The organism is Bifidobacterium asteroides (assembly GCF_019469425.1).
Lineage (GTDB): Bacteria > Actinomycetota > Actinomycetes > Actinomycetales > Bifidobacteriaceae > Bombiscardovia > Bombiscardovia asteroides_I.
Genome location: NZ_CP048272.1, coordinates 1,043,280 through 1,069,791 on the forward strand (window position 1 = coordinate 1,043,280; position 26,512 = coordinate 1,069,791).

Genomic DNA, 26,512 nt, shown 5'->3' on the forward strand with positions numbered 1-26,512 from the left:
GCTACCGATGCTGGCCGTACTGGCTGCAGTAGCTTTGGCTGTGGCAACTGCCGCCGCAGTTGGTCATGAGACAGTGCGTGGCGGGCCGGCAGCCCGTCAGATCCGTCAGGGGAAGGCGCTGGCCGAAGTGCGTGGCAAAGGTGTGGGACTTATGAGCTCATCCTCTCGTCGAGGCTGGGACTGCCAGGCGGAATTCAAGTTGCAATGGGTGACTGTGGCTAGGGTGCGCATGCCCTCTGATGAACGGATCTTGCTCTTTGGCCGTGGCCGGTCATGCCTGCTGCGGCAGGGCGGACAGTATCGCGCACGAGGTCTCTTGGAGCGCTCCGCTTACGGCCGTCCTATGCCTTGGCTGGCTGTGGAAAGCCGCATAAAAGAGGTCAGACCGCCAGGACTTTGTAGGCGATTGATCGCTCGCATGCAAGGAGCCTTTCTCGAACAGACCAGCAGGCTGGACGACCAGGGGCGGATCCTGGTACCGGGATTGACCATGGGCATCCTGGGTAACCAGGTCCTGCCCGGGTCGGGTGGTTCGCTGGGCAGGCCGGCAGTGGAACCCGCATATGCCGCCCGTCTGACCCAGGATTTCCGGACATCAGGCATCCTTCATCTAATGGCTGTCTCCGGCGGGCACTTTATGATCCTGGCCTCGTTGCTGGTTTTGATCATGCGGGCCCTACGCTCGCCGCCCTTGCTGATGGCCTTGGTTTTGTCTGTAGCCTATCTGGGTCTGGGTATGCTGATGGTCCCCGGGGATTCAGTCTTGCGAGCTCAGGCTATGGGGCTCCTTTCGGCATTGGCTCTGGCTGCTTGCAGGCCTGCCCAGTCGTTGAACACGCTGTCCTGGTGCGTCCTGCTGGTACTAATTCTGCGGCCTTCCATGGCTGCAAGCTTCGGCTTTGCGCTATCCTGTGGTGCCGTGCTGGGCATCGGCCTGGGCAACCGGTGGTTGACGGCCCTCCTTGAAGACCATCTTCCGGCATTGCTGGCACGTCCATTGGCCACGACCCTGTGCGCTCAGGCTGGGACTCTTCCCGTGCAGGTGCTGATGAGTCCCGGACTGCCTCTGCTGGCCCCACTGGCCAACCTGCTGGTCACTCCTGTGGTCGACGCTGCGACTGTGACCGGTCTGCTGGCCCTGCTCACCTCCTGGCTCTGGCCCCCATTGGGGCTCTTGCTGGCCCGACTGACCTCCCTGGGTACTGCAGTCATGGCTTTTGCCGCCACGTGGCTGGGTGAGGCGGCTGCTCCAGCGGCCTGGCCGCCTGGGCCAGTTGGCAGTGCCTGCCTGCTTGGTCTGGGTCTCATGGCTGTGATCGATCATCGGCTGATTCGACTCATCCGCGCTCAGATGCGGGACCATTCATGGTCGGCTGTGACAGACGAGGATTCGGGGGTCCCCTTTCGGCCATCGGCTTGGGGGTCGCTCAAGGGCTGGCTGCGGCAGACCAATGGCCTTCTAGCCCAGTTGGTCTTCAGAAAACGATCGAGGTTAATGTCCAGTGATGAAGGGAGATTTGAGTCATGACCAAAGCTCAGCAGGAGAACCCTTCCGTCCATCTGGTGGTCGGCGGCGACCCCTTCTTCAACGGGCAGCGCGTCAAGGAGCTGTGCGCACAGGCATGTGCCGCTCATCCGGACAGCGAATACATAGAGATGGATGCGGCAGACTGCGACGCTTACACCTTTCAAGAGGCGGTTGGCCCCTCCCTGCTCAGCCAGACAGCCGTGGTCCTTCTGGATGATCTGCAGGCGGCCGATGAGGCCTTGGCCCAGGCCTTAGTGGATTTCTGCCGCGAGCCCGCAGAATCCGAATCCAGCATTGTCATCGCGCGCCATGACGGGGGCAACCGGGGTCGCAGGCTTCTGGACCAGATGGCACAGGCCGGAGCAGTCATAGAGCATATACCGGATCTGAAGAAGTTCGACGACAAGGTCGACTTCGTTTATGGGCAATTCAAGGCCCACCAGCGTCGCATTCAGCCACGGGCGGCCCAGCGCCTGGTGGATGTCCTGGGCGAGCGCATTCCGGAACTGGCCGCCATGTGTTCCCAGCTCTGCTTCGATTTTGACCAGGATCCCATGACCTTGGAGATCGTCAACCGGTATTTGACTGATAACCCTGCTGTATCTGGATTCGCCGTGGCGGACAGGGCTCTTGCTGGCAGGCCTGCACAAGCTGTCGTCGCCTTGCGCTCAGCTCTGGAGCAGGGTAACGAACCAGTATCCCTTATCGGAGTATTGGCCCTGAAGCTGCGCACGCTGGGCAAGGAGGCGGCCATCGAGTCGGGATCCATCACCACAGCCGAGGCCAAGGCCGCCTACTGGCAGTTGCGGGAGGCCAAGAGGCAGCTGCGTGGATGGACCTCCTCCGGTCTGGCGGTCTGCATCGAGGCCTTGGCCCAGGCTGATGAGATCAGCAAAACCAGCAGCGGAGATGCCCGCTATGCTCTGGAACGGGCAGTGGAGTTGATTGCCGCCAAGGGAAGGACATTGGCATGAGACTGCAGGACAGCACCGGGCCACAGGATGGATTTGAACTGGTCGTTCCCACGGACGAGGACATGCAACGTCTGGGTAGAAGTCTGGCCTCGTACCTACATGGCGGGGACGTGATCCTCCTGTCTGGACCCTTGGGGGCGGGCAAGACCACGCTGGCCCAGGGGCTGGGCATCGGACTCGGAGTGGACGGCCCTGTGGTCTCTCCCACGTTTACCATCGCAAGAGAGTTGCATGGCCATTTGTCAGACGGCTCGCCGGTCACCCTGATCCACGTGGACGCCTATCGGTTGGGAGGGCAGGGCTATCTGCCCGGTGAGGATGCCGTGGATCGGCTCCTTGACGAGCTGGAGTCCCTTGGTCTGGATGAGGAATTGGAAGACCCGGGCCAAAGGACCATCATCCTGATGGAATGGGGCGAGCAGATGGCCTCTGCCCTGGCCGATCAACGCCTGGAAGTAACCATCGACCGACCTGTGGATCCCCGGGAAGATCTTGACGCGCCACCCAGCTCCCAGGGTCAGCGTATGGTACGTCTGCGTGGGGTGGGTCCTTCATGGGCCACCAGACTGGAGAAGATGAGAAAGGCGATGACTGCATGAGCGGGACCGATACGCCCCTTTTGGTGATCGATACCTCATATGGCTCGACTGTTGGGCTGCCCGAACGGGAGTCTTGCATCGAAACCGACTCGCGCTCGCACGTGGAACGCCTCCAGGTCAATATCGCCAAGGTCATGGATCAGGCCGGGCTGTCTGCAGACGATTTGAAGACCATCGTGGTGGGACTGGGCCCTGCGCCTTTCACCGGTCTGCGGTCAGGCATTGTCACCGCCAAAGCCCTGGCGTTTGCCACCGGCGCCCGTCTGCTGGGACAGGACATCCTGGAGCCGCAGGCCCGCTATGCCTATAGCCGGTTCAAGCAGCAGGTCAAAGACCATACCCGGCTCCTGGTTCTGGCTGTCAACGATGCTCGACGTCGGCAGCTCTACTACCGTCTCTTTGATGACTTTGGAGACCCGGAAGCCCCGGCCCGACCGCTGATCGAAATGAGCATCGACTATCCAGCAGCTATCTGTGAGACAATTACGGCCATCACAGAAGAGCAGGAGTCCCTGGACCAGGGCCCTGCCACTCTGGTCATTAGCGGCCACGGAGCCGGTCGCTACGCTGACCAGTGGGAGCGTCTGGGTAAGCATCCGGATATACGGGTGGTGCTGGACGTAGGATCCTTCCTGGAGGATAGGAATCGGGGGACAGGTCTGATGGCGGCTTGTGCATGCCGACGTGCCCAGCAGGGACTGATCGACCCCGTGGAGCCGCTTTACCTCCGTCGACCGGACGTCTCGGTGCCCAATCCGCTTAAGCACGTAGCAGTTCAGTCATGATTCGCAGGGCGGCCTTGGAGGACCTGGACCAGCTGGTCGACCTGGAGGCGCGCGTCTTCGATGATGAGGCCTGGAGTCGGCAGGCGCTGTGGTTTGAGTTGTCTGCGCCCTCGCGCACCTACCTGGTATGGGAAGACCAGGGCGGCATCCTAGGCTACGGAGGGTATTGGCCTGGCGAACGGGATGCCGAGCTGATGACCATCGGGGTGCTGCCGGAAGCCCGGAATCGCGGCATTGCAGGATCCCTGCTGGCCAAGCTGATTGCTGGTGCCGATCGCCAGGGTCTGCAGCGCATGAACCTTGAGGTGCGGGTAGACAACCGCGCGGCCATTCACCTATATGAGGACTTCGGCTTCTCGCAGACGGGCTTATGCAAAGGCTATTATCAGCCTGAAGGCGTGGATGCCTGGGCGATGACCAGACCTTTAAGCTCGGCCGGGCCTGGTCCGGTGGGTTCTGTCAGAAGCGAGCTTTCAGAAGGACAGGAAAGGATTATTGACCATGAGTGAGCCTCTGGTGCTTGGCATCGAATCCACCTGCGATGAGACAGCGGCCGCCCTGGTTCAGGGCAACAGGCTGCTGTCCAACGTGGTGGCATCCTCCATGAACGAGCATGCCCGCTATGGGGGCGTCATCCCTGAGATCGCTTCGCGAGCACATGCTGAATCCTTTGTACCGGTAGTCTCCAAGGCCCTGAAGGATGCGGATATGGACCTGTCTCAGGTGGATGCCATAGCGGTCTCAGCTGGCCCGGGACTGGCTGGTTGCCTGGCCGTAGGCGTTTCCGGTGCCAAGGCGCTGGCTTGGGCGGCGAAAAAACCCTTGTACGGCATCAACCATGTCATCGGACACATAGCGGTCACTCAGCTCCAGTTCGGTCCCTTCCCTCAGAATGCCCTGGCCCTGATCGTCTCAGGCGGCCACACCTCGCTGCTGCATGTGGATGACCTGGCGCGATCGGTTCAGGTGGTGGGCACCACCCTGGACGACGCGGCAGGGGAGTGCTTCGACAAGATTGCACGCCTGCTTGGCTTCCCCTATCCTGGAGGTCCCCACATCGACCACCATGCCCGTCTGGGCGACCCTCAAGCCATCGCCGTGCCCCAGGGGCTGACCAAGGGTCGGGCCGGGGTCGAACATCCTTACGACTTCAGCTTCTCCGGGGTCAAGACCGCCGTGGCTCGATGGGTCGAACGCAGACAGCAGGCGGGGCTCGACATTCCCGTGGAAGATGTCTGCGCCTCCCTGGCGGATTCCGTGGCCACTGTCCTATCCCGTAAGGCCATGGCCGCCTGCCACAGGTTCGACACGGATACCTTGATTGTCGGCGGCGGGTTCTCAGCCAATTCTCAGCTGCGCGGCAAGCTTCAGGAGTTCGGCGACCAGGAGGGCATCAAGATCCGCATTCCGAAGATCAACCTGTGCACGGACAACGGCGCCATGGTGGCCATGCTGGGCGTCAATCTGGTTCAGGCTGGCCTGGCCCCCTCTGCGCCTGACTTCTCCATTGATTCAGCCATGCCCATGGACAGGATCCTCATGTAATCGACACGCCAATTTGTCGGATACGGAGGTCCTGACTATAGTATGGTAATTGTGTTCAGCGAGAGTTGAACGGGACATTCCCGCATAGCTCAGTTGGCAGAGCGTTCGACTGTTAATCGAAATGTCGCTGGTTCAAGCCCAGCTGCGGGAGCTCTCAACCGCCGGTTCTCCGGCGGTTTTCTTTATGTGAGCCCTATTGGTGCTATCCGCGGTGAAGAGGCCTGCCTTGCAATGGGCCAGTCTATTAGTTTCGACTGAGTGCCTGATAGGAGATGGTCGAGACTCTGTCTCTCTATGTGTTTCTTTGACCCCGTGTGCAGAAAGTCGGCTTTGGGCTGTGCCTATATATACCAGTCATAAGACCCTACAAATCCCTAAGACATCGTGTTGCTGCGAATGCGTGTTGCGCGTTTTTTCAGTCAAATTAGAACAACGTTGTATGTATTGTTGATTCGGCCCTTTCTTTTTGTTGTATAGTGTAGTCAGTGATGTGCAGGGCTGCACGAAAAAAGCGAGGCAAAGAAATGGTTCTTATGCATATTTCATAGTGAAAACAACGTTGTACTCAAAAGGTGACACCCTGCACTGCTGATGGATTCAAAAGGCAGGGGAAAGGAGACCAGATCCATGGAAGAACGGAAGCAATCAAAGCCTGGAAAAGCGCATCTGATTCTGGACACGCGGACAAGGCCCATTCCCATCAATGAACGCGTTTTCGGCTCGTTCGTCGAGCATCTGGGTCGTGGTATCTATACAGGCATCTACGAACCTGATCATCCGACTGCAGACAAGGCGGGATTCAGACACGATGTCATTGATTTGGTAAAGGAGCTTGGCGTCACTGCTATCCGCTATCCCGGCGGGAATTTTGTATCCGGCTATCGCTGGGAGGATGGTGTCGGACCGCGTTCTGAACGTCCTAAGCGCATTGATCTGGCCTGGCATTCGGGCGAAAGCAATGAATTCGGTCTTCATGAGATGGCGGATTGGCTGGACGAGCTGGGCGGCAACGAGCTCATGGAGGCAGTCAATCTTGGTACACGGGGTATTCAAGAGGCACTTGATCTACTTGAATACGCCAATGTTCCTTATGGCACGGCTTTGTCCGACACGCGTCGACGTAATGGCCGTGAGCAGCCGTTCGGAATTCGGATGTGGTGCTTAGGCAATGAAATGGATGGTACTTGGCAGATCGGTCACAAGACTGCCCATGAATACGCCAGACTGGTTACTCAGACTGCAACAGCGATGCGCATGGTCGACCCCGATCTAGAGTTGGTGGCCTGCGGCTCTTCTTCGCACAGTATGCCTACCTTTGGTGAATGGGAACGCACTGTACTGGAGGAAGCCTACGATCAGATTAATTTCATTTCCTGCCACGCGTATTATGAGCCGCACAATCGCGATATGGCCAGCTTCTTGGCTTCCGGCGTCGATATGGATGGGTTCATCCGCGATGTAGCCTCAGTCATAGCGGCGGTTCGTGGCAGACTTAAGAGCAAGCACAAGGTCTATATATCTTTCGATGAATGGAATGTTTGGTATCAGGATGCGGAACCGAGTAAGTCTCCAGTAGGTATAGGCAACTGGCCTCAAGGTTCCAGACTTCTAGAAGATATATATTCGGTTGCTGATGCAGTGGTGTTTGGCGACCTGCTGATCACCCTGCTCAGAAATGCCGATATCGTTCATGCCGCCAGTCTGGCTCAGCTGGTCAACGTCATTGCTCCAATCATGACAGAGCCCGGTGGTCCTGCTTGGAGACAAACCATTTTCTTCCCGTTTGCCCTGACTGCCAAATACGCAAAGGGTGGCAGTGTGCTGCCCTCTCAGGAAGATTCTGACGCATGCAAAACCAGTCAATATGGCGATGTGCCGATGACGGACTCTGTGGCGGTCAGAGGAGCCGATGGTTCGCTGACAGTTTTCGTTGTCAACCGCTGCCTTGATCGGAGCGTGGAGTATTGCTCCGACCTTTCCGGACTCTATAAAGCTGAAAAAGTGGTTGTTCAGAGCCTCCATGATGAAGATATTGCTGCTCGCAATACGCTTGGGGATCCCGAGCGTGTCGGTTTGCGGACGCGTAAAGACTTTACCCTTGAGAACGGCAAACTGAGTATCATGCTTCCTCCGGTTTCGTGGACGGCTATTCACATAGATTGATAATTGCAAATTGTTGCTTTCCATATATATATTCATTTCCACATATATTCAAAGGAGAAATAATGAGGAGAACTGTGAGAATCATCGCAGCCGCGCTCTCGGGAGTCTTGGCGATTTCCATGGCTGCCTGTGGCGGCCGCGGAGGAGCCAAGAGTGAAAGTCAGGCTGAGCACAGCGATAAAACTGCGAATGCCAATGCACAATGCCAGAACAAGGTTAAGAAGCCGAATGCAGAAAAGGTCACCGTGTGGGCCTGGTATCCGGCCATTCAGAAAGTAGTCGATGACTACAACGAGAACCACGATGATATTCAAGTGTGCTGGACGAACGCTGGACAGGGAAGTCCTGAATACACCAAATTCAATAATGCTATAAAGGCCAAGTCCGGCGGTCCTGACATCATCCAGCTTGAATATGAAGCAATGCCGCAATTCGTCGCGGGGGTTCAGAAGCATCTGGTTGACCTTAGCAAGTATGGCATGAATGATCACAAGCAGGAGTACACGGAAGGCGCCTGGAAGAGCGTGAGCATGGGCGGCGGCAACTCCGTTTATGGCGTTCCTGTCGATCTTGGCCCCTTCGTCATGTATGTGCGTCAGGACATCTTCGATAAATACCACGTCAAAGTTCCAACCACCTGGAAGGAATTCGAGCAGGCAGGCAAGGATCTTAAAGCTGCCGGTTTCGACGGATTCCTGAGCGATTGGGCTCCTAACGGCACTGCTGTCAATCCTGCGCTCTTTGCTCAGGCTGGAGAGAAAGTGTACAAGTATTCGTCAAAGACGCCTGACAAGGTAGGCATTAAATTGGATGCCCCAGGCGTGCAGAAGGTTCTAAAGTACTGGCAGAACCTGGTCAAAGAGGGCCTGGTCGACACCACGGACGCCAATACGACCGACTGGAACAACAATATGATTTCCGGCAAGTATGCCGCCTATGTTCAGGCTTCCTGGCTGACTGGTTACATCAAGGGCTTGGACAATTCTTCAAGCGGGAATTTCAGGATCTATAAGGCACCGGTTTGGGATGACTCCACGCCTCAGGTCAACCAGGGAGGATCCGCTTGGGCTGTAACTGATCAAGCAAAAGACACCAAAGCAGCGGCCAATGTTGCTCACGATCTGTTCGACTCAGATACAGCACAGCATATCGGTGTCACCGATGGCGCATTGTTCCCATCTTGGAAGAAGCAGCTCGCATCGGACGCTTTCAAGAACATGCAAGAGCCATTTTTGGGCAACCAAAAGCCTAATGAAGTCACTATTCCAGTGGCTAATGCTTGGAAAGGCGACGAGTTCCTGCCCTTCCAGACTTATGCCTATGACGAACAGACCAAGTCCTTCTCTGCAATTGTCAAGAAAGGCAATGATTGCGAGGAGACCCTGAAGGCTCTGGAAACCAAGCTGAACAATTATGCCAAGCAGCAAGGTTTCACCATAGAGTGACTGCTCATTTTAATTGGAGGGATGTCGTAATCGGTGTCCCTCCTTTTTAGGAGGTTCTGAAATGGCTTCGAACGCAATGGTCAAGCCGAGAAAGACGAAAGCCAATGTCGGCAACAGTCATAGGGCAATGTGGGGATGGTTCTTCACGGCTCCCTTTGGGGTCATCTTTCTGCTGTTTCTTGTGATACCGCTTGCTTACGCATTCTATGTATCATTGTTTACTTATACACAGGTCAACGGGGAGTCCTTCTCGGGGTTCGCCAATTATCAGCGCGTTTTTACTGACTCGATATTCCTGGTCGGTATGGGGCGCGTCATTCTCTACACCGTTGTCATGGTTCCGATCCAATTGGGTCTGGCGCTGATATTCGCGCTGCTCCTGGACTCTTTTAAAAACAGGTTTGCTTCGGTCTCTCGCCTGGTTATCTTCCTGCCCTATGCGATTCCTGGTGTTATTGGTGCCTTGATGTGGGGATTTATGTACTCCAAGAATATGGGTCCGTTTACTACCATATTTGGGCTGTTCGGAATGCAGACTCCTGGATTCCTCACCGCCAATGGCATCTTCGGTTCATTGGTCAATGTCGTGACTTGGCAATGGACGGGGTACTACATGGTAATTCTGTACTCGGCCTTGCAGTCCATTCCGCATGAGCTTTATGAGTCGGCCAGAATAGATGGGGCTTCTGAACTGAAGATCGCTACAAGAATCAAGGTTCCGATGGTGTCAGGATCGTTGGTCATGGTGACCATCTTTTCCCTTATCGGCACCTTGCAGTTCTATACCGAACCCACCATTCTGCGCAATCAGGCGCCAACGGTAATACCGCCGGAGTATACGCCCAATATGTATGCGCAAGCTCTTGCTTTCAATTACAACCAGACTAATTACTCTGCCACGGTTTCGTTTGCTCTGGGATTGGTCGTAGTGATATTCAGCGTTTTGTTCATGAGACTGACTCGTCATCAGTCTGGATTGGAGGACTGACATGTCAGCCACAAGAACAAGTGGCGTTCGCAGAAGTGCCAAGCGCGTCCAGGGGAATACCAGCGTTTTTGTGTATGTAGTACTGATATTGGCCATGGTCTATTTCCTCCTGCCTGTATGGTGGCTGATCGTTGCCTCCACAAAGTCGAACTCTGGATTGTTCTTCGGCGCCCATGGCTCTATGTGGTTCGACAAGAATTTTGACCTGTGGAAGAACATCAGCCAGCTTACGACCTATCAGGATGGCATTTACTGGCGCTGGATTTTCAACTCCTTCCTTTATGCTCTTGTAGGAGGATTCGGCGCCACGGTAGTGGCGGTTATGGCCGGGTATGGTTTTTCCAAGTTCAGATTCCGTGGACGAAATCTATACTTCAACATCGTTCTCGGCGCTTTGATGATTCCTTCGACAGCCTTGGTGATACCCACGTTCCTGCTGATGTCTGACATTGGTATGACCAACACCATTTGGGCTGTGCTTTTGCCGTCCCTGCTTAATCCGATGGGTGTTTACCTGATGAGGATCTACTGCATGCAATCCCTACCCGATGAAATGATCGAGGCGGCTCGAGTTGATGGGGCAGGCGAGTTGAGAACTTTCACACAAGTTTCTCTGCCCATTATGATCCCAGCAATTACTACAGTCTTTCTGCTGTCCGTCGTGGGTGCCTGGAACAACTTCTTCCTACCCCAAGTTGTTCTCACTAATCCAAAGTTGTTCCCGATCACGGTAGGACTGACCCAATGGCAGACAAAATCCCAGGCCGGAGCAGCATCAGAACAGGTCTGGAATCTGGTGACTTCAGGAGCCTTCATCTCGATTATTCCCATGGTCTTGGCTTTCCTCTTCCTGCAAAGGTACTGGGTAGGAGGATTGACGGCCGGATCGGTCAAATCATGATTCAAGGAAGGGCCTGGTGTTTAGGCTGTATCTTCTTTGTTGAGATAAACTGAAAATAGAATTGTTGTTACGTATTCCGAATTCGCATAAGTCCACTATGTGGAGTTGCGTGAATTCGGAATATATGTAATTGCCGATTGGTAAGGGGCTCTATTGACAACCAGAGTGACTATCAAGGATGTAGCCAGGCATTCTGGTGTTTCCATCAAAACAGTGTCCAATGTCATCAACGGTACAGGCAGCATGCGTGATTCCACCAGAAAACGCGTGCAGGACTCCATTCGTGAACTTGGCTACATGATCAATGTATCGGCCCGTTCATTAAAAACGGGTGCCACCAAGCTTATAGGCCTGGGGATTTTCGATTTTTCGCAGCCATTCGCCCCTTATTTGGCAGATAAAGTCATAGACATATCACGAAAACACGGATACGGAACAGTAATTAGCACTTACGGGTCGGACGGATCAGGTCTGCCTGTCATCATGGACGAAATCACAAAGCTGTCAGCAGATGGGTGGCTGCTTTTTTCGGACCAGCCTTTAAAAAACGGAGGCATCATCCTCGATCAGCCTTATCCGATCGTTTTAGCCGGTGATTACAACTCCTATGATCGTGTTGACTGGGTGACTATGCCTAATACGAGAGCCATTCGGTATGTCACAGGCAGGTTACTGGATATGGGATGTCGTCGTATAGCAGTCTTCGGTGCACCGGAGAAGTCAAAGACGCGCAATGAATACATGTGCGCTACCGAAGGCCTGCAGGAACTGAGAATTAGGGGATATATAGAGGCCTTCGAAGAGCGGGGACTGCCGGTGGATTGGCGGATGCTTCTGCCGAAGGATTGGATGGAAGGAGTCAGTGGCGTACAGGCTGTGACACAAATGTTGTCCAGAGGTATACGCCCGGATGCGATTATTTGCCTGACTGATGCTATGGCACTGGGTGCCTTGCATGGTTTGCAGAACGAGGGAATCCGTATCCCTGAAGATGTCCAAGTCGTGGGATTCGACGATGTGCCGGAGTCGTCCTATTCGACTCCATCACTAACGACCATTGATCCATGCCTGAATGACTACGTTGAGCATGCTATTGATATGTTGATTGAGCGCATCCATGGGTACAAGGGCAAATCCAGGACCTTTGTGACTGATTTCCGACTCGTTGAGAGAGATTCAACCCTGGCGTTCCCGACAGAAAAACATACTGTAGCAATAGCTGCAACTAACAGAGCAGTGGCGGCCCGACCTTTGAATGTGATTTAAAAGCCGCCAGAAATGAGATCGTTTATTGAAGCAATTTCTAGTGGATTTGCTTTGAGGCTGGCCATCTGTGTGATTGGTTGATTTTAGTTCTCCAACTTTTTTAGTATCCTGGCAGTAGTTTCTCATTCGTATATTTTGCATCAGACGAGATGCACATGAGGATCTATCTGCATTCAGTGACGGTTGGTCTGGCCTTTACCTGCTTTTGTAAGAAAGGTTCTCGATTTCCATAATGCAAGATTCAGTCACCGCTTTTGACAGGTCTTTTTTTTCTCATTCCTTGCACTCTTGCATGAACAATCACTGTCAGGCTCCTGTCTGGACGAGCTGTGGACGACTGCATATTCGACCACATGTTCCTGCTCGATCACGGCGATTCCGGCATCCAATCCATCATGATGGTGGGCGCTCAATCGGGTACCCATGATGACGGAATGAAGGTGCGACTATGGCCTGTGCGCGTGACCATAAGAACAAGGGCATAGGGCGAGTTACCAGCCGGATGCCCATCATGCCTTCTGGCTGTCGGCCTCCCTGGTTTCCCAGAACGCTGCTGGTGCTGATCCTGGCACTTGTCCTGTCGGCCGCAGGGCCTACGGCAACCGTCACGGCTCAGCCTGCGCCGGCTCTGCCTTCGGCTGCAGCTCCGGTGCAGAACGGTCGAGTTGCCTCATCGACCTCAGTATGCCGCCGGGGCTGGCTGTGGCCGCTTGAACCTCTACCCGCCCATAAGGCCGCCCCAAGGGTTATACGTCCCTTCGACCCTCCGGACCGTCCGTGGCTGAGCGGTCATCGAGGGATTGATCTGGCGGCGGAGCAAGGCAGTATTATCCGTGCTCCGGCAGACGGCATCCTCGCCTTCGCGGGTTCCGTAGCAGGCAAGGACGTGGTCTCCATACTTCACGGCAACCTGGTCTCCACCTACGAGCCTGCACAGAGCTCTCTGCCAACAGGGACCCGGCTGCAGGCCGGGGCAATTTGGGGAAAGGTAGAAGGGGCCTCCGACCACTGTGCTCAGGAATGTCTGCACTGGGGTCTGAAAGACGACCAAGGCCATTATCTGGATCCCGGTGCCAAAGTCGGAGGGCATCGGATTCGACTCAAACCCTTATAGAAGCGACAGCGCCACTCAGGTGACTCGCGCGTTTACAGACCGGGTATATCGCCAGCCCGGGGGAGCGGTTAGAATCGTTAAGCACAACGCCGTTTCAGCAGGGAGTGGTCATGCAGAACATGCAGCAAGAATTCACGCGTCCGCTTGAGGAGCCGATAGATGCTGATGCCAGCGTCTTCTCCCTGCTTGAGGACAGGGTGGAGCGCCTGGGGGATGATCCTTTGATCGAATACCGGAGCAGACGTGAGTGGAGCACCATCACGGCCCGTGAGTTCCTGGATCGTGTGATCGGACTGGCCAAGGGGCTTATGGCCCGGGGGATAGGTCGGGGGGATTCGGTGGCCATCGTCTCGCACACCAGATGGGAGTGGACTGCTCTGGACATGGCCATCCTCGCCATTGGAGCGGTGACGGTGCCAGTCTACGAGACAGACTCGCCTGATCAGATCCGGCGCATCTTCAACGACTCCCATGTCGGCATGGCCTTTCTGGAGGATGACGACATGAGAGCCCGGGTGGACGCGGTTCGTTCCCAATGCGCCTATCTGAACGACCTTTATGTGATCACCAGGGGAGCTCTGACCACCATGACCGCCTATGGACGGGCGGTGGACCAGGCGGACTTCCAAGCCCGGACCGACTCGGTGCAAGGCTCCGACCTGGCTACCATCGTCTACACCTCAGGCTCCACGGGCAAGCCCAAGGGCATTGAACTCAGCCATAGCAACATCGTCTTCACTGTGCGATCGGGTGCTCAGGCAGTCCCTGACATCTGCCTGGGCGAGGGCAGACGGCTTCTGCTCTGCCTACCCCTGGCTCACGCCTTCGCCCGCTGCCTGCAGTTCTTCGCCATCGCCACGGACCTCACCTTGGGGCTTACCGGGTCCATCCGCAATCTGCTCCAGGACATGCAGACCTTCAAACCCACTTTCATCCTGGCTGTGCCGCGAATCTTCGAGAAGATCTACAACGCCGCATCCCAGCGAGCCGGCACAGGCGCCAGGGGCAGAATTTTCCTGGATGCTGCAGGTGTGGCCAGGCAGTGGTCCCGTCATCAGCAGACCGGCAGCCGAGTTCCTGTGTCGCTGAAGACCAAGCACCTCATGTATACGGGCACTGTCTACGATCCCATCCTGGAGGCCCTGGGTGGCCGGGTCAAGTATGCCATTTCGGGCGGAGCCCCTCTGGACAGGGACATTGCGGACTTCTTCAATGGCATAGGCCTGCCCTTGCTGGAGGGCTACGGCATGACCGAGACCATGGGTCCGGTGACGGTCAACCCCACCAAGGGCTACCGGCTGGGCACCATCGGTCTGCCCATGCCCGGCATCACCGTGGGCATCGACCAGGAGGACCAGCTATGCGTCAAGGGTCCCGACGTCTGCATGGGCTACCACAACCATCCCGAAATCACCACCAGGCAGATTCGCGACGGTTGGCTGCTGACCGGCGATCTGGGCAGTCTGGACGAGGACGGGTTCGTTCGGTTGACTGGCCGGCGCAAGGAAATCATCATTACTGCTGGTGGCAAGAACATCTCGCCGGTGCTGCTGGAGACGGCCGTTGAACGTTCGCCCATCATCAGCCACTGTATGGTCATCGGGGACCGCAGGCCATTCATCTCGGCCTTGATCACCCTCAATCCCGAGGAGGTTGACCGCTGGCTGCGGGACCAGGGCGCCGAGCCTTTGAAAGATGCTGCTGCGGCTGGGGGGAACCCCATCATCCGCACCGAGGTCGACCGTGCCGTGGATGCGGCCAATGCCGAGGTCTCACGGGCCGAGGGCATTCGCCGCTATCTGATTCTGGACCAGGACTTCACTCGAGAGAACGGTCTGCTCACCGCATCATACAAGCCCCGCCGGCAGGAGGTTCTCAAGCGGTATGAGGATCGGATCGAGCGGGAGATCTATGCTCAGAGACCCGCGTCTGCCGGTTTGATGTAGCCGGTATCGATCAGCGTCGCCTTGAGGTTGGAGGCTGACACCGCAACCAAGGGTCTTGACAAGCGGCGCACCTGTTTGCCGTTCTGGTTGATGGCCTGGATCGTGTTCATGGCTGGCACCTTACCCTGGCTGTTGAGGCCGATGCAAGCCTTGGCGATATCAGCCGCCAACCCAAGCCTGTCCTCTAGGCCGGTCATCCACTGACGTCCGTCCACGATTTGAGGGATGTTGTCCACGTAGGCGCCATATCCGCTGATGATGGGCCAGGCGGCGTGGTCGTCCGAGGGCGTGGATTCCTGAGTTTTGCCCGTGGTCTGCTGTGAAGAATCTGCATCCGACCCTGTCTGATTCCGGGTTGCAGGGTCCTGGGCGGGTTTGGGAACGCGCTGCCGATGCAGATCCTGGCGGCCGGCCATGGATCCGACAATGCCTGATATGGAAATCTCCGGGTTGACATCTGCCGATGTACCTCGATACCCCAGATCCCCGAGCTCAGAGACCACCCCGGAAACAATGAAGTCGTTCATGGCCAGAATGCCGTCCACCTCGGTACGGGTCTTGGTGCCATCGCTCATGGCCAGACGGGTCGCCAGCTCCTTGCCGGTAGCAGAAGCATCCTTGCCTGGGTCAAAAGCGACCGTCTGCCAGTCCTTCTCGGTGCTGTCTGCTTGCAGGCGCCCCGAGGGGCTGACAGCCCGGCCATCCCTGAAATAGGGGCCAAGCACTTGCCAGATTCCGGCGAAGGCCTGGGCGGGGAAAGAACTCTGCGCATCCTGCTCCTCTTGCCTTCCCTGCTGAGCCTGGCTGGCTTCAGCATCCTTGTCGGCAGAGGAGGCATCAGAGGAAGATGTCTCGGCTGTGCGGTTCGGCAGCAGAATCTCGATGCGGCAGGGGTTGTTCTTGCTGGCCTTGTCCAGCTCCAGCTTGCTGGCCAGCTTGTCCGCCTGCATTTGACCGATGGCCCGTGCATCAGACAACTGTACGAACAGATCCGGCTGAATGCCCGGCACCTGATTGGCCAGCAGCACCAGATGCATGCCCGCGCCCGCGGCCAGCCGCAGAGACGAGACCAGGCGTGCACTCGCCTTGTCTCTGGCATCAGTATCCAGTGACTTGCTGATGTAGTCGCCATACTGGCGGGTAATGGAGTCAGGCGAGGTCATGGGTGCCACCACCAGTGTGGTCGGCTCTGCGGTCTTCCCGGCCTTGCGCTCTGAAAGACGGTTGACCACGTAATCCTGCAGTTCCTTGCTTTGATCCTCCAGATTCCCGCTGGTGTAGGCATCGATGCGCTTGCCGGAAAGATGCTCCTTGGTCAGTGCCGCCTTGAGCTCTGGAACCAGGGCGGCCCACTTGTTGATGGGTGTGTGCTGGGAGAGGGTGATGCCGTCGGAGGGAGTGAAAATGGCCACTCGACCGGGCACTTCGGCAGCTGCCGTGGAGGTCGCCTGGCTCTGCGGGGCGTTTGGGGAGAATGATTTCCCTCCGCCCATGGCCGGACCGCAGGCACCAGCCGATGCCACCATGAACAGGCATGCCAGCAGGGCCAGCAAGCCTGACAAATGCCGTGCAAAGCCGGTCTTCTTCACGTTCGCTCCTTCGTTCCGACAGAACCCGACTCTGGTCGGGTTCCGAGCAACCATTATGGGCTCTCGGGCAGGAGCGTATGGAGCCTCCTTGCTTTTGCGCACAAGGTTCTCGCCTAGGGACAGACAGTCAAAACCGAACTGAGCAGATTAACCGCCTGCAACGGCCAGGAGATGATGCCGTGCCTGATCCGCTAGTCCGCCCTGGGGTCCTTGGCCGCTGTCGTAGTCGAAACCATACGCTCGGCGAGGGCATGGTCCAGGGCAGCCATAAACCCTTCGGTGTCCAGCCAGGGCTGGTCAGGACCGACCAGGCTGGCTAGGTCCTTGGTCATGCGGCCGGAGCGCACGGTCTCGACGACCACGGACTCCAGGGTTTGCGCAAACTGGGACACCTTGGGTGTGTCATCCAGCCGCGCCCGCTGCTTGAGTCCGCCGGTCCAGGCGAAAATGGATGCGATCGGATTGGTGGAGGTGGTTTCCCCTTTGAGCCAGCGCCGGTAATGCCTGGTCACGGTTCCATGGGCGGCCTCTGCCTCTACGGTCTGCCCATCGGCCGTCATCAGCATGGAATTCATGAGGCCGAGGGATCCGAACCCTTGAGCTATTGCATCGGATTGAACATCGCCGTCGTAGTTCTTGCAGGCCCAGACATAGCCTCCCTGCCACTTGAGGGAGGAGGCCACCATGTCGTCAATCAGCCGATGCTGGTAGGCCAGCCCCTCTTGTTCGAACCGACTTTGGTACTCCTGCTCGTAGACTCGGGCGAAAATGTCCTTGAACCGGCCGTCATAGGCCTTGAGGATGGTGTTCTTGGTGCTTAGGTAGACCGGGTAGTGCCTCTGCAGGGCATAGTTGAAGCAGGAGCGCGCAAAGTCACGGATGGAGTCGTCAAGGTTGAACTGAACCTGGGCCACACCCGGACCTGGGTAGACGGTCACTTCTCGGGTCACCGGCTCGCCCCCGTCATCGGGGGTGAAGGTAACGCTCAGCTTTCCAGGCTCGGGCACGGTAAAATCAGTGGCCTGGTATTGGTCGCCAAAGGCATGGCGGGCCACCACGATGGGTTTGGACCATCCGGGAACCAGTCGGGGGATGTTGTCGATGACGATGGGCTCGCGGAAGATGGTTCCGCCAAGAATGTTGCGAATGGTGCCGTTGGGCGACTTCCACATGCGCTTGAGACCGAATTCCTTCACCCGGGCCTCGTCCGGGGTTATTGTGGCGCACTTGATGCCCACATGCTCGCGCTGAATGGCCTGAGCCGCCTGCACGGTGACCTTGTCGTCGGTGGCGTCCCTGTTGCGGATGCTCAAGTCATGATAGTCCAGGTCCACATCCAGATAGGGCAGAATCAGCCGTTCTTTGATCATTTTCCATATGACCCGGGTCATCTCGTCACCGTCGAGCTCGACGATGCATCCCTTCACGGCGATCTTCTCCATGGCGACCTCCTAACAGTGGGCGGGTCGGGGGCCGGATCCTGCTCCCGGTGCCGCAGTTGCGCTCGCGGACAGTTCTATCCCAAGTTTGTTACCCTCCGTTCCCCTGCTCGTAACCCGTTCGTAGCACGCCGGAGCGTCATCATGAGGCGCTAGGCTGGCAGGTATGACACAGGAAATCGAAATCGGTCTCGGCAAGAAGGCCACGGTGGCCTATACGCTCGATGATGTCTCCATACTCCCATCAAGAAGGACCAGGGATCCCCAGGATGTGTCCACGGCCTGGCAGGTGGATGCCTACGAGTTCAACCTGCCTCTTCTGGCGGCGCCCATGGACTCGGTGACCAGTCCGGAGACGGCCATTGCCTTGGGACGGTTGGGTGGACTGGGCGTGCTGGACTTGGAGGGTTTATGGACCCGATACGAGGATCCGCGCCCTCAGCTGGATCAAATAGCCCATGCCTCGCCGGAGCAGGCTACCGGAGTCATTCAGGAGGCCTACCGTGAGCCGGTCAAGGCGGAACTGATCACCCGCCGTCTACAGGAGATTCGCAAGGCCGGGGTCACGGTGGCCGGTGCCCTGTCGCCTCAGCGCACCCAGGAGTTCTACGCTACAGTGGTCGATGCGGGCGTGGATCTCTTCGTGATCCGCGGCACGGCGGTCTCGGCTGAGCATGTCTCCACCAGTCATGAGCCTTTGGATTTGAAGAAGTTCATCTACGATCTGGACGTTCCGGTCATCGTTGGCGGGGCTGCTACCTACCAGGCTGCCCTGCATCTGATGCGCACGGGTGCTGCCGGGGTGCTGGTCGGGTTCGGCGGGGGAGCCTCCTCTACTGACTCCGCCACCATCGGAATTCAGGCTCCTATGGCCACGGCCATCTCGGATGTAGCCGAGGCGCGTCGCGACTACCTGGACGAGTCCGGTGGCCGCTACGTTCAGGTCATCGCCGACGGGGAGACCGGCACCTCGGGGTCCTTTGTCAAGGCTTTGGCTATGGGGGCCGATGCGGTCATGCTGGGCACGCCTCTGGCCAAGGCCATGGAGGCTCCCGGTCAGGGCATGCACTGGGGGGCCGAGGCACATCATCCTGAGCTGCCAAGGGGTCGCAGGGTCCAGGTTGGCCAGGTGGGGAGCCTGGAGCGCATACTCTTCGGACCCAGCGATCGCACCGATGGCAGCCTGAACCTGATCGGGGCCCTGCGCCGGGCCATGGCCTCCACCGGCTACGTGGATGTCAAGAACTTCCAGAAGTGCCGCGTGGCGGTGACTTCTGCTCCCCGCTGCTAAGCCGGACAGGGCATTCAAAGCCTATTTATCCACAATCGGTATCAAGGCCGGTTCAGGTTGACCACATTCCTGAACCGGCCTTTACATTGCCTCAGCGCATTCTTACTCTAGACGTAATCGCTGTCGTTGCGTCGGTCGCCCAGTGCACCTCGCCGGCATGATAGGGGGGACAAGCACATCGAAGTGCGAGGAGACAAGTATGACGGAGTACATGGATCTGGCGCCGACCTGGGATGGGAATCAGGCTGTCGGGGATTCGACAGAAAAGGACGTTGGCGGCTGGTGGCCGTCTACCTCTGCTCAGGTGCCGCTGGGACTTGGGGACATCAACCTGACAGTGCGAACTGTCAACTTCGTTCGGCCGACAGATACTGACGGGCATGAGGGGCTGACGGGTGATCTCAAGCGAATTCTGGTCAACCTGTGTGCGTTGGCATCCAGGGTCTTCGATGTGCTGCGGGGCCGTCTGCCGATGAAGAGCCTGGACCGCGTGCTCAACCGCGTCTGCATGGAACGGCTGGCTATGCTGGCCCAGCTGATGCGTGATCGGCATCTGGGCATGGTTCGCACGTCGGATCATGTCGGCCTGGCTTACCTGCCACTGATTCCTAAACTGGTCGAGCTCTACGGCGTGGACTGCGACCGGTACGAAACGACCATCGGATTCCTGGTCGGCGAGCGTACGGTGCTGACCAACCTGATCGTTGTCAGAAGCGGTTCGCGCTGGCTCTGTGTGCGCTTCGACATTGGCTAGGCGACGGCTTTGGCGGGTTGACCCATATGATGGTGGGTATGTTGCGTGAATTTACGGTCGAGCTTCAACACCCGACGACGGACAAGGACACCATCTATTCACTCCTGGCAAAACGCACCGCCCGCGACCCTGAGGAGCTGGTTGCCCAGTGGCAGGATCCCATGACCAGAAACTGGCACGATGTCAAGGCCGGGCAGATGTCCGCACGGGTTCGCGCTGTGGCCAAGGGCATGATGGCCCTGGGCGTGGAAAAGGGCAGCACCGTGGTCATCTATGCCTCCACCAGCTATGACTGGGGGGTCACGGACTTTGCCTGCGCCGCCATCGGGGCGGTCTCGGTACCCATCTACGAGACCGACTCGCCCAGCCAGGCCCAGAAGATCGTTCAGGACGTGGACTGCGTTCTGGCCTTCGCCGGCGACTCGGAGCATGCGCAGATTCTGGAGCAGGTTCGTGGGTCCTCGCCCAAGCTCAAGTATGTCTTCAATTTCGAAGCCGGGGGTCTGAACGCAGTCAGCGAATTCGGCCAGGGGATCGACGACGAGCGCCTTGACCAAGCCATAGCCCAGGTCAAGGCCGACGATCTGGCCACCATCGTCTACACTTCGGGTTCCACCGGGGAGCCCAAGGGCGCCATGCTCTCCAACCGGAACTTCGTCCACATCGTCTTCGTGGGCTGGGATGTGCTCTACCACATGCTGGCAGCGCCTTCCCGCCTGATGCTCTTCCTCCCCCTGGCCCACTGCTTCGCCCGCTACATCCAGTACGTGGCCATCGGCGCCCAAGGCGTGGTAGGATACGTCTCCAACGCCAAGCACCTGCTGACCGACCTGCGCACCTTCCGGCCCACCTACCTGCTGGGCGTGCCCCGTGTCTTTGAGAAGGTCTACAACGCCGCCTCGCAGAAGGCCGGCACAGGTCTGGCCGGCAAGGTCTTCGCCAAGGCCACCAGGCACTTCATCAAGTGGTCCAAAGACGAGCAGGAGGGGCGCGGCCACTCGCCGCTGACCCGCCTGGCCCACGCCTTCTACACCAAGACCGTCGGCAACACGATCGAATCGGCCCTGGGCTCCAACCTGAGCTACCTGGCCTGCGGCGGCGCGCCCATGAACGCCGACCTGGCCCACTTCTTCAACGGAATCGACGGGATCACCTTCATCCAAGGCTACGGGATGACTGAGACGGCAGCCCCCTGCATTGTCAACTTCGAGGATGCCAACGAGGTGGGGTCGGTCGGCCGCCCTGGCTCGGGCATCACAGTCAGGCTGAGCGACGACGACGAGCTTCTGGTCAAGGGCCCCAGCGTCTTCATGGGCTATTACCACCAGCCAGAGCTGGATTCCACCGTGCTCGATAAGGACGGCTGGCTGCACACCGGCGATCTGGCCCAGATCGACGACCAAGGCTTCGTCTTTATCACCGGTCGCAAGAAGGACGTCATCATCACCGCCGGCGGCAAGAATGTGAGCCCGGCTCCTATGGAGGATGTCATCAGCACCTGTCCGATTGTCTCCCAAGCCGTAGTCGTGGGCGACGGCAGGCCCTTCGTGGGCGCCTTGGTCACCCTGGATGCCGGCATGCTGAAGTCCTGGCTGGTCTCCCAGGGTCTGGACGCTGACATGAGCATGGAACAGGCCAGCCATAATGATGCCATCCATGCCTTCATCCAGCAGTATGTGGACAAGGCCAACTGCAACGTCTCGCGGGCCGAGTCGGTGCGCAAGTTCCTAGTGCTGGACAAGGACTTCAGCCAGGAGGACGGCACCCTGACCCCCAGTCTGAAGGTGGTGCGCCCCGAGGTGCTTCGCCAGTATTCCGAACTTGTGGACAAGGTCCTTTATGCGCCCAGGACGTCAGCCAAGCCCGCCGCCAAGGAGAATGACATCGTCAGCAGGGCACGGACCACTGTGAGCGACTCCCTGGCCAGCATGACCGGGCACAAGCGTGATGGTCGCCAGGAGGAGGAAGCAACCCCAGAGAACGAGAAGAACGGCCGCGACGGCCGGGATGACGAGGAGTAGGCAGTGGCGATTCGTACAATCAGAGTGGTTCCCGATCCGGTTTTGCGCACCCCCTGCGATCCTGTGACCAGCATCACCCCGGCTGTCCGCACTCTTGTGCGTGACCTGGTGGACACTGTCGACGACCCCGGCAGGGCAGGCCTGTCTGCCAACCAGATCGGCGTGGGCCTGCGCGTTTTCTCGTATAACATCGGCGGCAAGGTGGGCTACATCATCAATCCGGTCATTGATAAGACCTCCGGCGAGCAGTATGGCGAGGAGGGATGCCTGTCCCTGCCCAACCTCTGGTATCCGACCAGACGGGCCGACTACGCCCGAGCCCACGGCATCGATCTGGACGGTAAAACAGTGACTCTTGAAGGCCATGGCATTATGGGGCGGATGATCCAGCACGAGTGCGATCATCTGGACGGCCATGTCTATGTGGATCGGCTGGAGAGCGATGTCCGCCGCAAGGCCATGCAACAGCTGAGATCAACCAGGTAGGCAGAAGGAGAACACGATACCCGTGGTCATTGGCCTTGGGTATCATAGTAATCCGGCGTGTCATTGCGCATGTCCGCTGTCACGGGTGGACAGGCGCGCCAAGAGTATTCCCGAACGCACGCCGCGAATTCGCGCCATGTCCGCGACGCCCTGTGTCGGTCGGCTCCTCGGAGTTGCACGCAGGTGCACATGGCCAGGCAATAACCGACAATGAAAGGTACGGACATGGCACAGATCACCATGAGCGAAATGCTGAAGGCCGGCGTCCACTTCGGACACCAGACCCGTCGTTGGAACCCCAAGATGAAGCAGTACATCCTGATGGAGCGTAACGGCATCCACATCATCAACCTCTTCAAGTCGCTCGGTCTGATCGACCAGGCCTATGACTTCATCAAGCAGACCGTGGCCCACAACGGCACCGTGCTCTTCGTGGGGACCAAGAAGCAGGCCCAGGAGGCCATCAAGGCCCAGGCCACCCGGGTGAACATGCCCTACGTCTCCGAGCGCTGGCTGGGTGGCATGCTGACCAACTTCCAGACTGTGACCAAGCGGGTCGGCCGCTTGAAGGAGCTGGAGGAGATGGACTTCGACGACGTGCACGGCTCGGGGCTGACCAAGAAGGAGCTGCTGCTCCTTCGGCGCGAGAAGGACAAGCTGGAGCGTCAGCTGGGTGGCATCCGCAACATGAGCCGCACCCCTTCGGCCCTGTTCGTGGTCGACATCAACAAGGAGGCCCTGGCGGTCTCCGAGGCCAACAAGTTGGGCATCCCGGTCGTGGCTCTGGTGGACACCAACACGGATCCTGAGCTCGTCACCTACCCCATTCCTGCCAACGACGATGCCATTCGCGGCGTCGAGCTGCTGACTCGGCTCATGGCTGATGCCGTGGCTGACGGTCTGCTGGAGCGCTCCGGCAAGGCCGCCAAGACCGAGGAGGCCTCCGACCAGCCTATGGCCGAGTGGGAGAAGAACCTGCTGGAGAACAAGGACGGACAGCCGCAGGAACAGGGCCAGGAGGCCGCCCAGGCTCCCCAGGCCGAGCAGCCTGCGCAAGAGCAGCAGGAGACCCCCGCTGCTGATCAGGCCGCCTGAAACCTGGCGCCTAGATAGATACATCCAGGAAAGACCAGATAGGAGAGTTTCATGGCAAAAATCACCGCTGCACTGATCAAGGAGCTGCGTGATCAGACCGGCGCCGGCATGATGGACGTCAAGAAGGCCTTGACCGAGGCCGAGGGCGATATGGCCCGCGCCAAGGAGATCATCCGCGCCACCGGCATCCAGGCCGCAGGCGCCCGTGAGGGCCGCAAGGCTCAGGAGGGCCTGATCGCTTCCACCGTCGTGGAGGGTGGACAGGGCCAGATTGGCTATGCCGTCGAGCTCAACTCCGAGACCGACTTTGTGGCCAAGACCCCTCAGTTCGTTGAGTTCGGCCAGGAGGTCATCGGCGACGTGGCCAAGGCCGATGCCTCCAACGCCGAGCAGGTCGATGCTGCTCCATCCAAGTCCGGCACCGTCAAGGAGACTGTAGAGGAGGCCGGCGCGCTCTTCCATGAACACGTCAAGGTCGGCCAGGTGGCCCGGGTCGAAGGTCCCCGTGTCGAGATCTACGCCCACCGCAAGTCCGTGGAGATGCCCCCCTCCATCGTGGCCATGATCGCCACTGATGAGGCAGGCGCCCAGGTCGCTCATGAGGTGGCCCTGCAGATCTCCGCCATGAGCCCCAAGTGGCTCAGCCGCGAGGATGTGCCCGCTGACGTGGTGGAGTCCGAGCGTCGCGTGGCCACCGAGAAGTCCCAGGCCGAAGGCAAGCCCGAGAAGATCATTCCCAAGATCGTCGAGGGGCGTCTAAACGCCTTCTTCAAGGAGACCGTCCTGCTGGAGCAGCAGTACGTCAAGGACACCTCCAAGACCATTGACGACCTCTTCAAGCAGGCTGGCGGCAAGGCTTTGGCCTTCGCCCGTCTCGAGGTCGGCAAGGGCGACGAGGAGCAGTAAGCAGTCCGGCAATGTCTTAGGTCGTCTCGCCTGATCCTGCTTGAGTGGGTAGGCCGGACGGCCGGCATTGATGGCAGGGGAGCGGCTTCCATGGTCGCTCCCCTTCTTGTGTTTCGGGCTGATTCCCCGGGCCTATTACCTGGGTCTTCTCAAGGAGGTCTTGTCGCCCAGCCTCGATACCCTATTAGCGGCGTATTACGCACGTCATCATGTTTGGAGAAAGGGCTTTTATGACCGGATCCGATTCAGCGCAAAACCCAGCATCGTCTCGTCGTGTGCTGCTCAAGCTCTCCGGAGAGGCCTTCGGGGGAGGCGAGGTCGGCATTGACGTGCAGGTGGTCAAGCGGGTGGCCAAGGAAATCGTCCAGGCAGTGCAGAGCGGCGTGCAGGTCGCCATTGTGGTGGGCGGCGGCAACTTCTTCCGCGGAGCCGAGCTCAGCCAGGCCGGAATCGAGCGTTCGCGCGGCGACTACATGGGCATGCTGGGCACGGTCATGAACTGTCTGGCCTTGCAGGACTTCCTGGAGCAGGATGGTCAGGCCACCAGGGTGCAGACAGCCATCACCATGGGCCAGGTGGCCGAGCCCTACATCCCGCTTAAGGCCATCCGCCACCTGGAGAAGGGGCGCGTGGTCATCTTCGGCGCCGGATCCGGCATGCCTTACTTCTCAACCGATACCGTCTCCATCCAGCGGGCCTTGGAGATCCATTGCGTCGAGGTCCTGATGGGCAAGAACGGTGTGGACGGCGTGTACACGGCTGATCCGCACAAACAGGCATCTGCGCGCATGTTCACCAATCTGAGCTACCAGCGTGCACTGGTGGACAACCTGGCTGTTATGGATGCGGCAGCGCTGTCCATGGCCCGGGACAACGACATGCCTATCCGTGTCTTCGGACTGGAGGGCGAAGGCAACGTGACCGGGGCGCTCAAAGGCCAGCGTCTGGGCACCCTGGTTCACGGCGGTCCTGATCGTACCCTGTGACCGGCTGCGGGCTCGCATCGCGCCGCTTGGCCCCCGTGGCCCCATGGCCGTAGAGTATAAGAACGACGGACCTTACGCGCACAGGCGGATGGTCTATACAGCAAGGAGCAGATCATGACCACAGTGGTGGACCAGGCCGGAAGACAGATGGACAAGAGCATCGAGGCGACCAAGGAGAATTTCTCGGGAATTAGGACTGGGCGTGCCAACCCCTCCTTCCTCAACGACATCATGGTGGAGTATTACGGCACTCCCACGCCCATCAAGTCGCTGGCTTCCATAGGCGTCCCGGAGCCTCGCACTCTGGCCGTCACCCCCTTCGACCCCTCCCAGGCAGGCGCAGTCGAGAAGGCCATCCGCGACTCGGACCTGGGCGTCAACCCCAGCCGCGATGGCAACGTCATCAGGGTCACCATGCCCGAGCTGACCGAGGAGCGCCGCCGGGACTATGTCAAGCTGGCCAAGAACAAGGCCGAGGAGGGCAAGGTGGCTGTCCGCAACATCCGGCGCAAGGTCAAGGAAGAGCTGGAGGCTAAGGTCAAGGATGGCGACCTGGGTGAGGATGAAGGCAACCGGCTGCAGAAGGAGCTTGAGACCGTCACCAAGCAGAAGAACGACATGATCGACCAGCTTCTGGATGCCAAGGAGAAGGAGATTCTCGAAGTCTGATCCGCATGGGGAGGATCCACTG

At 58.4% G+C, this 26,512-nt stretch carries 23 protein-coding genes and 1 tRNA gene; 22 read left to right on the forward strand and 2 right to left on the reverse strand.

All coding sequences use genetic code 11. The features are described from left to right. Positions 1-7 precede the first annotated feature (7 nt). The 14 genes from GYM67_RS04190 to GYM67_RS04255 all read left to right on the forward strand — a co-directional run bounded on the left by GYM67_RS04190 (position 8) and on the right by GYM67_RS04255 (position 15,254). The gene (locus tag GYM67_RS04190; protein ID WP_220237257.1) at positions 8-1,528 is read left to right on the forward strand and encodes a ComEC/Rec2 family competence protein; all 1,521 of its coding nucleotides are present in this window, start codon (positions 8-10) and stop codon (positions 1,526-1,528) included. After that, positions 1,525-2,502: a DNA polymerase III subunit delta gene (gene holA / locus GYM67_RS04195; protein WP_220237258.1), complete on the forward strand. Its 978-nt coding sequence runs from the start codon at positions 1,525-1,527 to the stop codon at positions 2,500-2,502. The genes GYM67_RS04190 and holA overlap by 4 nt, the downstream gene beginning before the upstream one ends. Then, positions 2,499-3,101, forward strand: a complete 603-nt coding sequence (tsaE, locus tag GYM67_RS04200) for a tRNA (adenosine(37)-N6)-threonylcarbamoyltransferase complex ATPase subunit type 1 TsaE (RefSeq protein ID WP_220237259.1) — start codon at positions 2,499-2,501, stop codon at positions 3,099-3,101. The genes holA and tsaE overlap by 4 nt, the downstream gene beginning before the upstream one ends. Then, entirely contained in the window at positions 3,098-3,886 is a 789-nt protein-coding gene (tsaB, locus tag GYM67_RS04205) for a tRNA (adenosine(37)-N6)-threonylcarbamoyltransferase complex dimerization subunit type 1 TsaB (RefSeq protein ID WP_220237260.1), read from the forward strand. Before tsaE ends, tsaB begins: the two co-directional genes overlap by 4 nt. Continuing rightward, the gene (gene rimI, locus GYM67_RS04210) at positions 3,883-4,395 is read left to right on the forward strand and encodes a ribosomal protein S18-alanine N-acetyltransferase (protein ID WP_220237261.1); all 513 of its coding nucleotides are present in this window, start codon (positions 3,883-3,885) and stop codon (positions 4,393-4,395) included. Before tsaB ends, rimI begins: the two co-directional genes overlap by 4 nt. After that, complete coding sequence (tsaD, locus tag GYM67_RS04215) at positions 4,388-5,431, forward strand: tRNA (adenosine(37)-N6)-threonylcarbamoyltransferase complex transferase subunit TsaD (RefSeq protein ID WP_220237262.1); 1,044 nt, start codon at positions 4,388-4,390, stop codon at positions 5,429-5,431. The genes rimI and tsaD overlap by 8 nt, the downstream gene beginning before the upstream one ends. A 78-nt stretch (positions 5,432-5,509) precedes the next feature. Continuing rightward, positions 5,510-5,582: transfer RNA gene (locus GYM67_RS04220), tRNA-Asn, on the forward strand. Positions 5,583-6,058: 476 nt separating this feature from the next. Beyond that, positions 6,059-7,594: an arabinosylfuranosidase ArfA gene (gene arfA / locus GYM67_RS04225; RefSeq protein ID WP_220237263.1), complete on the forward strand. Its 1,536-nt coding sequence runs from the start codon at positions 6,059-6,061 to the stop codon at positions 7,592-7,594. Between the two features lie 74 nt (positions 7,595-7,668). Continuing rightward, positions 7,669-9,039: an ABC transporter substrate-binding protein gene (locus GYM67_RS04230; protein WP_258561572.1), complete on the forward strand. Its 1,371-nt coding sequence runs from the start codon at positions 7,669-7,671 to the stop codon at positions 9,037-9,039. A 61-nt stretch (positions 9,040-9,100) separates the two neighbouring features. Next, a complete protein-coding gene (locus GYM67_RS04235) occupies positions 9,101-10,027 on the forward strand; it encodes a carbohydrate ABC transporter permease (RefSeq protein WP_220237265.1) in 927 nt (308 codons plus the stop codon). Position 10,028: 1 nt separating this feature from the next. Beyond that, the gene (locus GYM67_RS04240; protein ID WP_220237266.1) at positions 10,029-10,928 is read left to right on the forward strand and encodes a carbohydrate ABC transporter permease; all 900 of its coding nucleotides are present in this window, start codon (positions 10,029-10,031) and stop codon (positions 10,926-10,928) included. Between the two features lie 153 nt (positions 10,929-11,081). After that, complete coding sequence (locus GYM67_RS04245; protein ID WP_220237267.1) at positions 11,082-12,194, forward strand: LacI family DNA-binding transcriptional regulator; 1,113 nt, start codon at positions 11,082-11,084, stop codon at positions 12,192-12,194. A 448-nt stretch (positions 12,195-12,642) separates the two neighbouring features. Continuing rightward, positions 12,643-13,308 (forward strand): M23 family metallopeptidase, encoded by a 666-nt coding sequence (locus GYM67_RS04250; RefSeq protein ID WP_220237268.1) that lies wholly within the window; start codon positions 12,643-12,645, stop codon positions 13,306-13,308. 119 nt (positions 13,309-13,427) lie between these two features. Then, the gene (locus GYM67_RS04255; protein ID WP_220237403.1) at positions 13,428-15,254 is read left to right on the forward strand and encodes an AMP-dependent synthetase/ligase; all 1,827 of its coding nucleotides are present in this window, start codon (positions 13,428-13,430) and stop codon (positions 15,252-15,254) included. Here GYM67_RS04255 and GYM67_RS04260 read toward each other — a convergent pair. Both GYM67_RS04260 and GYM67_RS04265 read right to left on the reverse strand, forming a co-directional pair. After that, positions 15,224-16,780: a type 1 periplasmic-binding domain-containing protein gene (locus tag GYM67_RS04260; RefSeq protein ID WP_220237404.1), complete on the reverse strand. Its 1,557-nt coding sequence runs from the start codon at positions 16,778-16,780 to the stop codon at positions 15,224-15,226. The genes GYM67_RS04255 and GYM67_RS04260 overlap by 31 nt on opposite strands. Before the next feature lie 254 nt (positions 16,781-17,034). Then, entirely contained in the window at positions 17,035-18,285 is a 1,251-nt protein-coding gene (locus GYM67_RS04265) for an NADP-dependent isocitrate dehydrogenase (RefSeq protein ID WP_220237269.1), read from the reverse strand. A 163-nt stretch (positions 18,286-18,448) separates the two neighbouring features. On the opposite strand from GYM67_RS04265, the gene GYM67_RS04270 reads away from it, so the two are divergent. From GYM67_RS04270 to frr, 8 genes are all read left to right on the forward strand, one after another. Continuing rightward, positions 18,449-19,573 (forward strand): GuaB3 family IMP dehydrogenase-related protein, encoded by a 1,125-nt coding sequence (locus GYM67_RS04270; protein ID WP_220237270.1) that lies wholly within the window; start codon positions 18,449-18,451, stop codon positions 19,571-19,573. A 199-nt stretch (positions 19,574-19,772) separates the two neighbouring features. Further along, on the forward strand, positions 19,773-20,327 hold the full coding sequence (locus GYM67_RS04275; RefSeq protein ID WP_220237271.1) for a hypothetical protein: 555 nt from the start codon (positions 19,773-19,775) through the stop codon (positions 20,325-20,327). Positions 20,328-20,365: 38 nt separating this feature from the next. Continuing rightward, positions 20,366-22,348 carry an AMP-dependent synthetase/ligase gene (locus GYM67_RS04280; protein ID WP_220237272.1) on the forward strand — a complete coding sequence of 661 codons (1,983 nt, stop codon included), beginning with the start codon at positions 20,366-20,368 and terminating at the stop codon, positions 22,346-22,348. Between the two features lie 3 nt (positions 22,349-22,351). Continuing rightward, positions 22,352-22,834 carry a peptide deformylase gene (locus GYM67_RS04285; RefSeq protein ID WP_220237273.1) on the forward strand — a complete coding sequence of 161 codons (483 nt, stop codon included), beginning with the start codon at positions 22,352-22,354 and terminating at the stop codon, positions 22,832-22,834. Between the two features lie 225 nt (positions 22,835-23,059). Continuing rightward, positions 23,060-23,929, forward strand: a complete 870-nt coding sequence (gene rpsB / locus GYM67_RS04290; protein ID WP_220237274.1) for a 30S ribosomal protein S2 — start codon at positions 23,060-23,062, stop codon at positions 23,927-23,929. Between the two features lie 51 nt (positions 23,930-23,980). After that, on the forward strand, positions 23,981-24,835 hold the full coding sequence (gene tsf, locus GYM67_RS04295) for a translation elongation factor Ts (RefSeq protein WP_220237275.1): 855 nt from the start codon (positions 23,981-23,983) through the stop codon (positions 24,833-24,835). Between the two features lie 230 nt (positions 24,836-25,065). After that, positions 25,066-25,821 carry a UMP kinase gene (gene pyrH, locus GYM67_RS04300; RefSeq protein WP_220237276.1) on the forward strand — a complete coding sequence of 252 codons (756 nt, stop codon included), beginning with the start codon at positions 25,066-25,068 and terminating at the stop codon, positions 25,819-25,821. A gap of 114 nt (positions 25,822-25,935) precedes the next feature. Further along, a complete protein-coding gene (frr, locus tag GYM67_RS04305) occupies positions 25,936-26,490 on the forward strand; it encodes a ribosome recycling factor (protein ID WP_029678900.1) in 555 nt (184 codons plus the stop codon). Positions 26,491-26,512: the final 22 nt, after the last annotated feature.